This window comes from Pantoea sp. LS15 (assembly GCF_012241585.1).
Lineage (GTDB): Bacteria > Pseudomonadota > Gammaproteobacteria > Enterobacterales > Enterobacteriaceae > Enterobacter.
Genome location: NZ_JAAVXA010000007.1, coordinates 137,162 through 149,652 on the forward strand (window position 1 = coordinate 137,162; position 12,491 = coordinate 149,652).

Sequence of the window (12,491 nt, forward strand, 5' to 3'; positions counted from 1 at the left end):
CTGTTAAAAGTGGGGAACCAGGTTCGCCTTCTGGATATTACTCAGCGCGAACACTTCATCTTTGCCTTCGACTGTTACCGTGATCATTTCACCATCAACGGCTTTGATAATTCCCTGCCATTTACGGCGGTTCTGTACGGCCATACGCAGAACGAGAGCCACTTCTTCACCGGTAAAACGCACATAGTGTTCGGCCGTGAACATCGGGCGATCGAGGCCAGGTGAGGAAACTTCCAGGTTGTACGCAACGGTAATCGGGTCTTCAACATCAAGAACCGCACTCACCTGGTGGCTAACATCAGCACAATCATCAACATTGATGCCATCTTCACTATCAATATAGATGCGCAGCGTCGATGTACGGCCGCGAACGAATTCGATGCCGACCAGTTCGTAGCCCAGTGCTTCGACCGGTGCAGTAATCATCTCTGTTAATTTTTGCTCTAATGTGGACAAGCCCACCCCCAAGACATAAAAAAAGGGCGTAAAGCCCAGTTATTCTGTAGTCAGATAACAAAAAACCCCGATAAATCGGGGCTTTAGATAACTGAACCCTATAGCCACAACTGTGGCCTGGAGCACTCTCCGAAAGAATTTTTTCAAATCCAGCTACGAAGGCTCTAAGTCTTCACAGTATATTTGAAAAAGAACTTTATGGGAAAGTGGTTGCGGGGGCCGGATTTGAACCGACGACCTTCGGGTTATGAGCCCGACGAGCTACCAGGCTGCTCCACCCCGCGCCTGAAACGTGGCAAATTCTACGCGTTTTGGACAGAATTTGCAAATAATGCTGGGATTTGGTACCGAAGACGGGACGTAAAATCGGCGTTCAGTATATTGATAGTTGACCCCACCTGTCAAGGCGACTTCCGTCAGAGCAATCAGACCAAAATTTTTACAAAAAACGCAGGAGTCTCTTTCGGTCATCGGCAAAAGATGATTAAATGAGTACTCACTTATTTTGCATAAACATGCACAGATAGCGAAAGCGGTCTCTAATCAGTCAATCAAGCAGGGTTTTATTATATGACGACGATTCTCAAGCATCTTCCGGTAGGACAACGTATTGGCATCGCTTTCTCAGGCGGCCTGGATACCAGCGCTGCACTGCTGTGGATGCGCCAGAAGGGAGCGGTTCCGTATGCATATACTGCGAACCTCGGTCAGCCAGATGAGGAAGATTATGATGCGATCCCTCGTCGTGCCATGGAATATGGTGCAGAGAACGCACGTCTGATTGACTGCCGTAAACAACTGGTCGCTGAAGGTATCGCGGCTATTCAGTGTGGCGCGTTCCATAACACCACCGGCGGCCTGACCTATTTCAATACCACCCCACTGGGCCGTGCCGTGACCGGTACTATGCTGGTTGCAGCCATGAAAGAAGATGGCGTGAACATCTGGGGTGACGGTAGCACCTATAAAGGCAACGATATCGAGCGTTTCTATCGTTATGGTCTGCTGACAAACGCTGAGCTGCAGATCTACAAACCGTGGCTGGATACTGACTTCATCGACGAGCTGGGTGGCCGTCATGAGATGTCCGAATTCATGATCGCCTGTGGTTTTGACTACAAAATGTCAGTCGAGAAAGCCTATTCCACCGACTCCAATATGCTGGGTGCAACGCACGAAGCGAAAGACCTGGAGTTCCTGAATTCCAGCGTGAAGATTGTTAACCCGATCATGGGTGTGAAGTTCTGGGACGAAAACGTCAAAATTCAGGCGGAAGAAGTGACCGTGCGTTTCGAACGTGGTCATCCGGTTGCGCTGAACGGCAAAACGTTCTCTGACGATGTTGAACTGATGCTGGAAGCAAACCGTATCGGTGGTCGTCACGGTCTGGGCATGAGCGATCAGATTGAAAACCGTATCATCGAAGCGAAAAGCCGTGGCATCTATGAAGCCCCGGGGATGGCGCTGCTGCATATCGCATACGAGCGTCTGCTGACCGGTATTCACAACGAAGATACCATTGAGCAGTATCACTCTCATGGGCGCCAACTGGGTAAACTGCTGTACCAGGGCCGCTGGTTCGATCCGCAGGCACTGATGCTGCGTGATTCCCTGCAACGTTGGGTTGCAAGTGCAATCACTGGTGAAGTCACTCTTGAGCTGCGTCGCGGTAACGACTACTCCATCCTAAACACCGTGTCTGACAATCTGACTTACAAAGCAGAACGTCTGACCATGGAGAAAGGGGAATCTGTGTTCTCTCCGGACGATCGTATTGGCCAGTTAACCATGCGTAACCTGGACATCACCGATACGCGTGCGAAGCTGTTTAACTACGTGGAGAATGGCCTGCTCTCTGCCAGTTCCGGTAATGGTCTGCCACAGGTTGAAAACCTGGAGCACAGCGATAAGAAGTAATCGCTGACAAGAAATGCAAAAGGCGTCCGATGGACGCCTTTTTTATGCCTGTTAATCCACAGACGAAAAAAAAGACGTCTTTCGACGTCTTTCTTCTGGAATATTGGTACCGAGGATGGGACTCGAACCCACAAGCCCGTTAGGGCACTACCACCTCAAGGTAGCGTGTCTACCAATTCCACCACCTCGGTACAGAATACTTAGTGCGGGATATCGCTGGTCGGCTTAGCCGGAGCAGCTGGTTGAGTTTGCTCAGTTTTTGCTGGCGCGCTCAGATTTTCCCACTCGCTTCCTTTGCTGGTCTTGTTGCTGTTGATATTGCCAAGCACCAGACTGATGATGAAGAACAGCGTAGCCAGAATCGCCGTTGTGCGGGTCATGAAGTTCGCAGAACCACTTGAACCGAACAGCGTACCGGAAGCGCCTGCTCCGAAGGAGGCTCCCATATCAGCGCCTTTACCTTGCTGCAGCATAATCAGCGCTACGAGAGCGATGGCTACAATAAGGAAAACAACTAAAAGAGCTTCGTACATAATCAACCTGTTCCTTGCGGATTTGCCGCATACCAATGCTTCGACCAATTAGCAGGATTTTTGTTTCCCACTGAAGCGGGTGTGAATACTAACCAAAGCGAATGACCTTCGCAAGGGCATTTTTGACGCATTGTATCAACTGCGGAAAAAAACAGCAAAAAGCCATTAATTGATTAAAACAAAGGCGACAAAAGCCGCCTTTTTAAACATTTAGCGTGCAAAATTATGCAGCTTTTACGGCATCCGCGATACGGTGCGCAAATTCATTAACCTGCGCTTCGTCTTCCCCTTCCACCATAACGCGAATCAGTGGTTCAGTACCAGACTTACGCAACAGTACGCGTCCACGGTTGCCCAGGGCAGCTTCAACATCAGCCATCACCGCTTTCACGTTATCATTTTCCAGCGGATCGCCTTTACCGGCGGTAAACCGCACGTTCACCAGGATCTGTGGGAACATTTTCATACCGCTGCAGAGATCGTGCAGGCTCATATGGTTGCGCGCCATGGCCGCAACCACCTGCAGTGCGGCGACGATACCGTCCCCGGTGGTGGTTTTGTCCAGCAGAATCACGTGACCGGAGTTTTCTGCGCCAATTCGCCAGCCCTTCTCCTGCAGTTTTTCCAGCACGTAGCGGTCACCCACTTTCGCGCGAACAAACGGAATACCGAGCTGTTTCAGTGCCAGTTCCAGGCCCATGTTACTCATTAAGGTGCCGACTGCGCCGCCACGCAACTGCCCCTGACGCAGACCTTCACGCGCGATGATATACAGGATCTGGTCACCATCGACCTTATTGCCTTCGTGGTCGACCATGATTACGCGGTCACCGTCGCCGTCCAGCGCAATACCCAGATCGGCTTTTTCAGCCAGCACACGCGCCTGCAGGGCACGAACGTCTGTCGCACCAACCTGTTCGTTAATGTTCAGACCATCCGGCTCACAGCCAATGGTGATGACCTTCGCGCCCAGTTCACGGAAGACATTCGGGGCAATGTGGTAGGTCGCACCGTTTGCGCAGTCCACCACAATTTTGAGATGTGCCAGACTCAGTTCGTTCGGGAATGTCCCTTTGCAGAATTCGATATAACGACCCGCCGCATCGACGATACGGTTGGCTTTACCCAGTTCTGCGGAATCGACACAGGTGATCTCTTTTTCCATTTCGGCTTCAATGGCTTCTTCCACTTCATCCGGCAACTTGGTGCCATCGATGGAGAAGAACTTGATACCGTTGTCATAGAACGGGTTGTGTGAAGCCGAAATAACAATCCCCGCTTCTGCACGGAAAGTACGCGTCAGGTATGCGACTGCAGGTGTTGGCATTGGCCCCGTAAAGGAGGCGGATAGCCCGGCAGCCGCAAGGCCAGCTTCCAGTGCCGATTCCAGCATATAACCCGAAATACGAGTGTCTTTACCGATAATGATCTTACGGGAACCATGACGTGCCAGTACCTTGCCAGCAGCCCAGCCGAGCTTCAGGACAAAATCAGGGGTGATGGGAGCATCGCCTACACGCCCACGGATACCATCGGTACCAAAATATTTACGATTACTCATAGCGTTTGTTTTCCTTCGCTGCCAGTGTGGCTTCCACCACTCGCATGGCTTCTACTGTTTCTTTGACGTCATGGACACGGATAATGTGCGCACCTTGCATCGCCGCAATCACCGCGCAGGCCAGGCTGCCACTCAGGCGTTCCCCTGGCCCCACATTCAGTAACTGACCAATCATCGACTTTCTCGACATCCCCACCAGCAGCGGCAGGCCAAAGTGATGAAATTCCGATAAGCGCGCAAGCAATGCATAATTGTGGGAGAGATTTTTACCGAAACCGAACCCCGGGTCGAGCAGCAATTTCTCTTTTGCGATACCTGCACGTTCGCAGCGCGCAATATGTTCAATAAAGAAGCGATTCACATCGGCGTACACATCATCATACTTTGGCGCTTCCTGCATGGTTTTCGGTTGCCCTTGCATATGCATCAGGCAAACCGGCAAGCCGGTTTCCGCAGCGGCTTCAAGTGCGCCAGGTTCGGTGAGCGAACGGATATCATTGATAATGTGAGCACCTACTCTCGCCACTTCACGGATCACTTCTGGCTTGGATGTATCCACAGAGATCCAGACCTCAAATCGCTGTGCTATCGCTTCCACCACCGGCACCACGCGCGCTAGCTCTTCTTCCACAGAAACGTCAGCCGCACCAGGACGCGTCGATTCGCCGCCAACATCAATGATCGTGGCACCTGCATTGATCATTAAATTGGCGTGCTTAACCGCTTCGATGAGCGTGTTATGCGTGCCACCGTCGGAGAAGGAATCAGGGGTAACATTCAGGATCCCCATCACATGGGGATGTGAGAGATCGAGATGCGAGTCCTGAGCGAATAGTTTCATGGCAAAATCCCTGGTATTTTCAAGGTTAAACAGAAAAGAAAAACCCCGGAGCAAGCTCCAGGGTTTGATGTACAGACAAACGCTTCAACAGCAGTGACTTACTTATCGCCCAACTGTTCTGACATGGTGTTGCCCGGGTTTGGCGTACGCGGTTCATCAACCGGACGCGGCGCACGCGGGGTGCCATTATTGTCAGAATTGTTGGAAGCACCTGGGTCTTCCCAGCCAGCTGGCGGACGCACTTCGCGGCGGGCCATCAGGTCGTCGATCTGCGGAGCATCAATGGTCTCATATTTCATGAGCGCATCTTTCATTGAATGCAGAATGTCCATATTGTCGTTCAGGATCTGACGTGCGCGACCGTAGTTACGTTCAATCAGCGCTTTCACTTCCTGGTCGATGATACGTGCAGTCTCATCGGACATATGTTTCGCTTTCGCCACAGAACGGCCCAGGAATACTTCACCCTCTTCCTCTGCATACAGCAGCGGACCGAGTTTGTCGGAGAAGCCCCACTGAGTCACCATGTTACGCGCCAGGTTTGTCGCGACTTTAATATCGTTAGACGCACCGGTAGAAACATGTTCTGCACCGTAGATAATCTCTTCCGCCAGACGACCGCCGTACAGGGTTGAAATCTGACTTTCCAGTTTCTGACGGCTGGCGCTGATCGCGTCGCCTTCAGGCAGGAAGAAGGTCACACCCAGCGCACGACCGCGCGGAATAATCGTCACTTTATGCACCGGATCGTGTTCCGGTACCAGGCGGCCGATGATCGCGTGACCCGCTTCGTGGTACGCCGTGGACTCTTTCTGCGCTTCGGTCATCACCATGGAGCGACGTTCCGCACCCATCATGATTTTGTCTTTCGCTTTCTCGAACTCTACCATCGACACAACACGCTTGTTACCGCGAGCGGCAAACAGTGCTGCTTCGTTGACGAGGTTAGCCAGGTCCGCACCAGAGAAACCTGGGGTACCGCGCGCAATGATTGCCGCGTCGATATCTGGCGCCAGCGGTACGCGACGCATATGGACTTTCAGAATCTGTTCACGACCGCGAACATCTGGCAGACCCACCACAACCTGACGGTCGAAACGGCCTGGACGCAGCAGCGCAGGGTCAAGTACGTCAGGACGGTTAGTCGCCGCGATAACGATGATACCTTCGTTACCTTCGAAACCGTCCATCTCAACCAGCATCTGGTTCAGCGTCTGTTCACGTTCATCGTGACCACCACCCAGCCCAGCGCCACGCTGGCGACCTACGGCGTCGATTTCATCGATGAAGATAATGCACGGTGCTGCCTTCTTAGCCTGCTCGAACATGTCGCGCACACGAGATGCACCCACACCCACGAACATTTCTACGAAGTCAGAACCCGAAATTGTAAAGAACGGCACCTTCGCTTCACCCGCGATGGCTTTCGCCAGCAGGGTTTTACCGGTACCCGGAGGGCCTACCATCAGCACGCCTTTCGGGATCTTACCGCCCAGTTTCTGGAAACGGCTCGGCTCGCGCAGGTATTCAACCAGTTCACCGACCTCTTCTTTCGCTTCGTCACACCCGGCAACGTCAGCGAACGTGGTCTTGATCTGGTCTTCCGTCAGCATACGCGCCTTGCTCTTACCGAACGACATGGCACCTTTGCCACCGCCGCCCTGCATCTGGCGCATAAAGAAGATCCAGACGCCGATAAGAAGCAGCATCGGGAACCAGGAAATGAAGATAGAAGCCAGCAGGCTTGGTTCTTCTGGCGGCTCACCTACCACCTTGACGTTTTTAGTCAGAAGGTTATCAAGCAGCTTAGGATCGTTCACCGGGATGTAAGTCGTGTAACGGTTACTATCTTTCTTGGTAACGTTGATCTCACGTCCGTTGATACGCGCTTCGCGAACCTGGTCCTGATTGACCTCCTGCAGGAAGGTAGAATAATCCACCTTGCGGCCATTCGACTCGCTGGGCCCAAAGCTCTGGAATACTGACATCAGCACAACGGCAATGACCAGCCAGAGTATTAGGTTTTTCGCCATGTCACTCAAGGGATTAACCTCATATTACAACTGTGTTAAAAACAGCGTCAGGATACTCTATATCCAGTTTCATTCAAACTTTCGCCTGAAATCCACCGGTTATCATTTTCGCCCGGTCGCTACAATATACACTTCTCGGGAACGGGCCCGGGAAGAGTCCGGCTTACGAACTTTGACCTTCGCAAACAGGGAGCGAATTTCCTTAAGATACTCCTCGAAACCTTCGCCCTGAAACACCTTCACAACAAAACTACCACCAGGCGCTAGTACATCACGACACATTTCTAACGCTAGCTCCACCAGATACATGGCGCGGGGGATATCCACCGCCGGTGTTCCACACATATTTGGTGCCATATCCGACATGACAACCTGGACCTTACTGTCACCTACACGATCAAGTAACGCTTTCAGCACTAATTCATCACGAAAATCGCCCTGAAGGAAGTCGACACCAACGATGGGATCCATTGGTAAAAGATCACACGCGATGATTCGACCGGTTCCGCCGATCTGCGTTACCGCATACTGGGACCATCCGCCAGGTGCCGCACCGAGGTCGACAACCGTCATCCCCGGCTTAAAAAGTTTGTCACTTTGCTGTATTTCATCAAGTTTAAACCAGGCGCGGGATCGCAACCCCTTTTTCTGCGCCTGTTGAACATATTTATCGCTAAAGTGTTCCTGAAGCCAGCGGCTGGAGCTGGCAGAACGCTTTTTACCTGTCATTTAACATTTCCGTCCTGGTTCATCGTTGCTTGCCTGTGACGTAAATTTCTACGCAGCTATTTGGCGATATAAGGGAGATGGCGGTAGAATGAACCGTTTTCAATCCCAACGTAAGCAAAAATATACGATGAATCTGAGTACTAAACAAAAACAGCACCTTAAAGGTCTGGCACATCCGCTCAAGCCTGTAGTCATGCTTGGCAACAATGGTTTGACCGAAGGGGTGCTTGCCGAGATTGAACAAGCGCTGGAACACCACGAGCTGATCAAGGTGAAAATCGCCTCTGAAGACAGAGACACTAAAAACCTGATCGTGGAAGCCATCGTGCGCGAAACCGGCGCCTGTAATGTACAGGTCATCGGTAAAACGCTGGTGCTCTACCGCCCATCTAAAGAGCGTAAAATCTCGCTGCCACGCTAAGGATATCCTGAATCGAACACATTTTCTGTGTAAAACGAGGGATTTCTGTCAGCAGGTGAGCAAAATGCCACGCTCCTTGAGTTGATAAAAGGCCGCTATGCGGCCTTTTTCTTTTCTTTACAATGTATCAACATCTTAGCAGAGAGGCGAATTACAGGTACTCGACCTTGATAATTTCGTACTCCACTTCACCACCAGGGGTGCGGATAGTCACAACATCATCCTGCTCTTTGCCAATCAGGCCACGAGCAATCGGTGAGTTCACCGAAATTAGGTTCTGTTTAAAATCGGCTTCATCATCGCCCACGATGCGATAAGTTTGCTCTTCGTCGCTGTCCAGGTTCAGCACAGTAACGCTTGAGCCGAAGATCACGCGGCCATTATTTGGCATTTTTGTGATGTCGATAACCTGCGCATTAGACAGCTTGGCTTCGATATCTTTAATGCGCCCTTCGCAAAAGCCCTGCTGCTCACGCGCCGCATGATATTCAGCATTCTCCTTCAGGTCGCCATGCTCACGCGCTTCCGCGATAGCGGCGATAATTTCAGGGCGACGAACGGATTTCAGGAAATCCAGCTCTTTGCGCAGTTTTTCGGCACCACGTAAGGTCATCGGAATAGCTTGCATTTGTTATACCTCTTAAACATTCCTGTTGGGAGCAGTGTTCCCTGCCCCGGCCGCATTAGCAGGCCAGAAGCAAAAAGAAAACCGACCCGGGGGTCAGACCCCAGGTCAGCAGCAATTTTCAATTTGATACGCATTTTACCCCGAAGTTCACTATGGGTCATCGTTTACTTTGCAGTGCTATGCACCGTAGTATGACGGTTTGTTTTCGGGTTGTTAGCGCGAGATTATGCGATTTTCCAGATTTATCATCGGATTGACTACCGGTATAACGTTCAGCGTTCAGGCTGCGAATGTTGATGAGTATATTAATCAACTGCCCGCAGGTGCCAACCTTGCATTGATGGTGCAGAAGGTCGGAGCGCCGACACCAGAAATTGACTACCACAGTCAACAAATGGCGCTGCCCGCCAGTACCCAGAAGGTGATCACTGCGCTCGCCGCCCTGCTTCAGCTCGGGCCTGATTTCCGTTTCACCACCACCCTTGAGACCAAAGGCAACGTCGAGGGCGGTGAACTGAAAGGCGATCTTATCGCCCGCTTCGGAGGTGACCCAACCTTTAAACGCCAGGATATCCGCAATATGGTTGCGGTGCTGAAAAAATCCGGTGTGCAGAAGATTGATGGCAATGTACTGATCGACACCTCTATCTTTGCCAGCCACGATAAGGCTCCTGGTTGGCCGTGGAACGACATGACGCAGTGCTTTAGCGCCCCGCCCGCCGCCGCGATTGTTGACCGTAACTGTTTCTCTGTTTCGCTGTACAGCGCGCCAAAGCCAGATGATTTAGCGTTTATCCGTGTGGCATCCTACTACCCGGTCACGATGTTTAGTCAGGTACGCACGCTGGCCAAGGGCTCACCGGATGCGCAGTATTGCGAACTGGACGTGGTACCAGGCGATCTTAACCGCTTCACGCTGACGGGCTGCCTCACGCAGCGCGCCGATCCGTTGCCGCTGGCCTTTGCGATACAGGATGGGGCAAGCTATGCGGGTGCCATTCTGAAAGATGAACTGAAACAAGCGGGAATAACATACACCGGCACGCTGCTTCGTCAGACGCAGGTCAACCAACCCGGCACGGTCATCGCCAGCAAACAGTCGCCACCGCTGCACGATTTGCTGCGAATTATGCTGAAAAAGTCTGACAACATGATTGCCGACACCGTGTTCCGCATGATTGGTCACGCGCGCTTTGGCGTGCCAGGGACCTGGCGTGCGGGCTCAGATGCTGTTCGTCAGATCCTGCGACAACAAGCAGGGATCGATCTGGGTAATACCATCGCCGTCGATGGCTCCGGGTTATCACGCCATAATTTGATCTCCCCGGCCAGCATGATGCAAGTGCTTCAGTACATTGCACAACATGACACTGAGCTAAACTTTATTTCTATGCTGCCACTTGCCGGGCAGGACGGTACGCTGCAGTACCGCGCCGGGCTTCACGCTGCCGGTGTGGATGGTAAAGTATCCGCGAAGACAGGTTCATTGCAGGGGGTTTACAACCTTGCAGGCTTCATCACCACCGCCAGCGGACAACGCATGGCATTCGTGCAGTATCTTTCCGGCTATGCCGTCGAGCCGACCGACCAGCGCAATCGCCGTATTCCGCTTGTTCGGTTCGAAAGCAGGCTTTATAAGGACATCTACCAGAATAACTAGCGATGAAACTACTCATAGTTGAAGACGACCTGTTATTACAGGAAGGGCTGGCGCTAGGGCTGGCTAATGAAGGGTATGCCCTTGACTGTGCTGGCACAGCGGCGGAGGCGGATGCTCTGATCCAGAGCGGCGAATACAGTCTGGTGATCCTTGATTTGGGCTTACCTGATAAAGACGGTGCCACGCTGCTCAGTCAGTGGCGTCGCCGCGGGATCGCCAATCCAGTGTTGATCCTGACAGCACGCGATGCCATAGAAGATCGTATCACCGGCCTCGATGCTGGCGCAGATGATTACCTGGTGAAGCCTTTTGCACTGGCAGAACTGCAGGCTCGCGTGCGAGCGTTAATACGCCGTTATCAGGGCCATAGCGATAACTTGCTGACTGATGGTGATATTACGCTGAATCTGCAAACCCAGCAGGTGCTGCGTCAGTCCCATCCGATTGAGGTGACACCCAAAGAGTTTGCTTTGCTTACGCGCCTGATTATGCGCAGCGGGCAAACGGTGCACAGAGAAACCCTGCAACAGGATATTTACTCCTGGCAGGACGATCCTGGGTCCAATACCCTTGAAGTCCACATTCACAACCTGCGTCGTAAGCTTGGCAAAGACCGGATCAAAACCGTCCGTGGCGTTGGCTACCGCCTGGAGAGCCAGAAATGAACAGCATGCGTCGGCGCTTGATGGTGCTGCTGGCGGTGATTCTCTTATTTTTTCAACTGATAAGCGTGATCTGGCTGTGGCATGAAAGCCGTGAACAGATTGGTTTTCTGGTCAGTGAGACGTTGTCAGCAAAAGCGCGTAACAACCATGTCGAAAAAGAGATCCGCGAAGCGATCGCCTCTCTGCTGGTTCCATCTCTGGTGATGGTTGGTTTCACGCTGTTTTTCTCATTCTGGGCAGTGACCTGGATAACCCGACCTCTGAATAAACTGCGTGCCAGCCTGGCTAACCGTTCGGCGGATAACTTAACACCGCTTCCTATGTATTCCGACATGGAAGAAATCGGCGCGGTGACAACCTCCCTGAATCAGTTGCTCGCCCGGCTGGATAATACTATCCAACAGGAGCGTCTTTTCACCGCAGACGCCGCACATGAACTGCGGACGCCCCTTGCCGGCATCAGGCTCCATCTTGAACTGATGGCACAGTCTGGTTCTCCTCAGGCTGCGACGTTAATTAGCCGTATTGACCAACTCATGCACACCGTTGAGCAACTGCTAATGCTGGCCCGAGCAGGGCAAGCAATGGCCAGCGGTCACTACGAAACCATTCACTGGACGGAGAATATCATCACTCCGCTTGGTCTGGAGCATGAAGCCAAAGACCATACCGTGATATGGCCTGCCAAAAGTGCGCTCACGGTTCAGGGAGACGCCGTGCTTCTGCGTCTGATGCTGCGTAACCTGCTGGAGAATGCCGGACGTTACAGCCCGTCAGGGACAACCATTGAAGTGACATTAGCAGAAGTCGAGGGCGGTACACAGGTCAGTGTTATCGATCAGGGGCCAGGTATTGCTGAAGCGCACCGACAGTCAATCACTGAACCGTTCCGTCGTCTTGATCAGCGTTATGGTGGTAGTGGCCTGGGACTGAGTATTGTGCAGCGCATCATGCAACTCCACCGCGGTAAGCTGACACTTGAGAACGGTGTTGAGGGCGGTTTAATCGCCAGCTGTTGGTTACCCTCGACGCTGGAATAAAAAAAGC

Annotated in this window: 12 protein-coding genes and 2 tRNA genes; 5 read left to right on the forward strand and 9 right to left on the reverse strand. The window is 52.3% G+C overall.

The features are described from left to right. Positions 1-3 precede the first annotated feature (3 nt). On the reverse strand, positions 4-456 hold the full coding sequence (rimP, locus tag HED65_RS12625; RefSeq protein ID WP_014833432.1) for a ribosome maturation factor RimP: 453 nt from the start codon (positions 454-456) through the stop codon (positions 4-6). 207 nt (positions 457-663) lie between these two features. Continuing rightward, positions 664-740, reverse strand: a tRNA-Met gene (locus HED65_RS12630). A 286-nt stretch (positions 741-1,026) separates the two neighbouring features. On the opposite strand from HED65_RS12630, the gene argG reads away from it, so the two are divergent. Further along, positions 1,027-2,373, forward strand: a complete 1,347-nt coding sequence (gene argG / locus HED65_RS12635; RefSeq protein WP_028017045.1) for an argininosuccinate synthase — start codon at positions 1,027-1,029, stop codon at positions 2,371-2,373. Between the two features lie 104 nt (positions 2,374-2,477). Here argG and HED65_RS12640 read toward each other — a convergent pair. From HED65_RS12640 to rlmE, 6 genes are all read right to left on the reverse strand, one after another. Next, positions 2,478-2,564: transfer RNA gene (locus HED65_RS12640), tRNA-Leu, on the reverse strand. A 9-nt stretch (positions 2,565-2,573) separates the two neighbouring features. Further along, the gene (gene secG / locus HED65_RS12645; protein ID WP_023309338.1) at positions 2,574-2,906 is read right to left on the reverse strand and encodes a preprotein translocase subunit SecG; all 333 of its coding nucleotides are present in this window, start codon (positions 2,904-2,906) and stop codon (positions 2,574-2,576) included. A 223-nt stretch (positions 2,907-3,129) separates the two neighbouring features. After that, positions 3,130-4,467: a phosphoglucosamine mutase gene (gene glmM / locus HED65_RS12650; RefSeq protein ID WP_028017044.1), complete on the reverse strand. Its 1,338-nt coding sequence runs from the start codon at positions 4,465-4,467 to the stop codon at positions 3,130-3,132. Then, on the reverse strand, positions 4,460-5,308 hold the full coding sequence (gene folP / locus HED65_RS12655) for a dihydropteroate synthase (RefSeq protein ID WP_114978839.1): 849 nt from the start codon (positions 5,306-5,308) through the stop codon (positions 4,460-4,462). The genes glmM and folP overlap by 8 nt, the downstream gene beginning before the upstream one ends. A gap of 98 nt (positions 5,309-5,406) precedes the next feature. After that, positions 5,407-7,341 (reverse strand): ATP-dependent zinc metalloprotease FtsH, encoded by a 1,935-nt coding sequence (gene ftsH, locus HED65_RS12660; protein WP_014833437.1) that lies wholly within the window; start codon positions 7,339-7,341, stop codon positions 5,407-5,409. A 102-nt stretch (positions 7,342-7,443) separates the two neighbouring features. After that, complete coding sequence (gene rlmE / locus HED65_RS12665; RefSeq protein ID WP_003861812.1) at positions 7,444-8,070, reverse strand: 23S rRNA (uridine(2552)-2'-O)-methyltransferase RlmE; 627 nt, start codon at positions 8,068-8,070, stop codon at positions 7,444-7,446. 127 nt (positions 8,071-8,197) lie between these two features. On the opposite strand from rlmE, the gene yhbY reads away from it, so the two are divergent. Further along, a complete protein-coding gene (yhbY, locus tag HED65_RS12670; protein ID WP_003861814.1) occupies positions 8,198-8,491 on the forward strand; it encodes a ribosome assembly RNA-binding protein YhbY in 294 nt (97 codons plus the stop codon). Between the two features lie 151 nt (positions 8,492-8,642). Here the strand turns inward: yhbY and greA are convergent, their stop codons facing one another. Further along, positions 8,643-9,119 carry a transcription elongation factor GreA gene (gene greA, locus HED65_RS12675; RefSeq protein WP_114978840.1) on the reverse strand — a complete coding sequence of 159 codons (477 nt, stop codon included), beginning with the start codon at positions 9,117-9,119 and terminating at the stop codon, positions 8,643-8,645. Positions 9,120-9,345: 226 nt separating this feature from the next. On the opposite strand from greA, the gene dacB reads away from it, so the two are divergent. The 3 genes from dacB to pmrB are packed head-to-tail and all read left to right on the forward strand — an operon-like array spanning position 9,346 to position 12,484. Further along, positions 9,346-10,779: a serine-type D-Ala-D-Ala carboxypeptidase gene (gene dacB / locus HED65_RS12680; protein WP_114978841.1), complete on the forward strand. Its 1,434-nt coding sequence runs from the start codon at positions 9,346-9,348 to the stop codon at positions 10,777-10,779. Positions 10,780-10,781: 2 nt separating this feature from the next. Continuing rightward, on the forward strand, positions 10,782-11,444 hold the full coding sequence (gene pmrA / locus HED65_RS12685; protein ID WP_114978842.1) for a two-component system response regulator PmrA: 663 nt from the start codon (positions 10,782-10,784) through the stop codon (positions 11,442-11,444). Then, positions 11,441-12,484 carry a two-component system sensor histidine kinase PmrB gene (pmrB, locus tag HED65_RS12690; RefSeq protein WP_114978843.1) on the forward strand — a complete coding sequence of 348 codons (1,044 nt, stop codon included), beginning with the start codon at positions 11,441-11,443 and terminating at the stop codon, positions 12,482-12,484. Before pmrA ends, pmrB begins: the two co-directional genes overlap by 4 nt. Positions 12,485-12,491: the final 7 nt, after the last annotated feature.

What these genes read in the sequence shown, in the direction of transcription:
- argG (WP_028017045.1), top strand. Translation starts at nt 1,027, where the DNA reads ATGACGACGATTCTCAAGCATCTTCCGGTAGGACAACGTATTGGCATC.
- secG (WP_023309338.1), bottom strand. Translation starts at nt 2,906, where the DNA reads ATGTACGAAGCTCTTTTAGTTGTTTTCCTTATTGTAGCCATCGCTCTC.
- glmM (WP_028017044.1), bottom strand. Translation starts at nt 4,467, where the DNA reads ATGAGTAATCGTAAATATTTTGGTACCGATGGTATCCGTGGGCGTGTA.
- folP (WP_114978839.1), bottom strand. Translation starts at nt 5,308, where the DNA reads ATGAAACTATTCGCTCAGGACTCGCATCTCGATCTCTCACATCCCCAT.
- ftsH (WP_014833437.1), bottom strand. Translation starts at nt 7,341, where the DNA reads ATGGCGAAAAACCTAATACTCTGGCTGGTCATTGCCGTTGTGCTGATG.
- rlmE (WP_003861812.1), bottom strand. Translation starts at nt 8,070, where the DNA reads ATGACAGGTAAAAAGCGTTCTGCCAGCTCCAGCCGCTGGCTTCAGGAA.
- yhbY (WP_003861814.1), top strand. Translation starts at nt 8,198, where the DNA reads ATGAATCTGAGTACTAAACAAAAACAGCACCTTAAAGGTCTGGCACAT.
- greA (WP_114978840.1), bottom strand. Translation starts at nt 9,119, where the DNA reads ATGCAAGCTATTCCGATGACCTTACGTGGTGCCGAAAAACTGCGCAAA.
- dacB (WP_114978841.1), top strand. Translation starts at nt 9,346, where the DNA reads ATGCGATTTTCCAGATTTATCATCGGATTGACTACCGGTATAACGTTC.
- pmrA (WP_114978842.1), top strand. Translation starts at nt 10,782, where the DNA reads ATGAAACTACTCATAGTTGAAGACGACCTGTTATTACAGGAAGGGCTG.
- pmrB (WP_114978843.1), top strand. Translation starts at nt 11,441, where the DNA reads ATGAACAGCATGCGTCGGCGCTTGATGGTGCTGCTGGCGGTGATTCTC.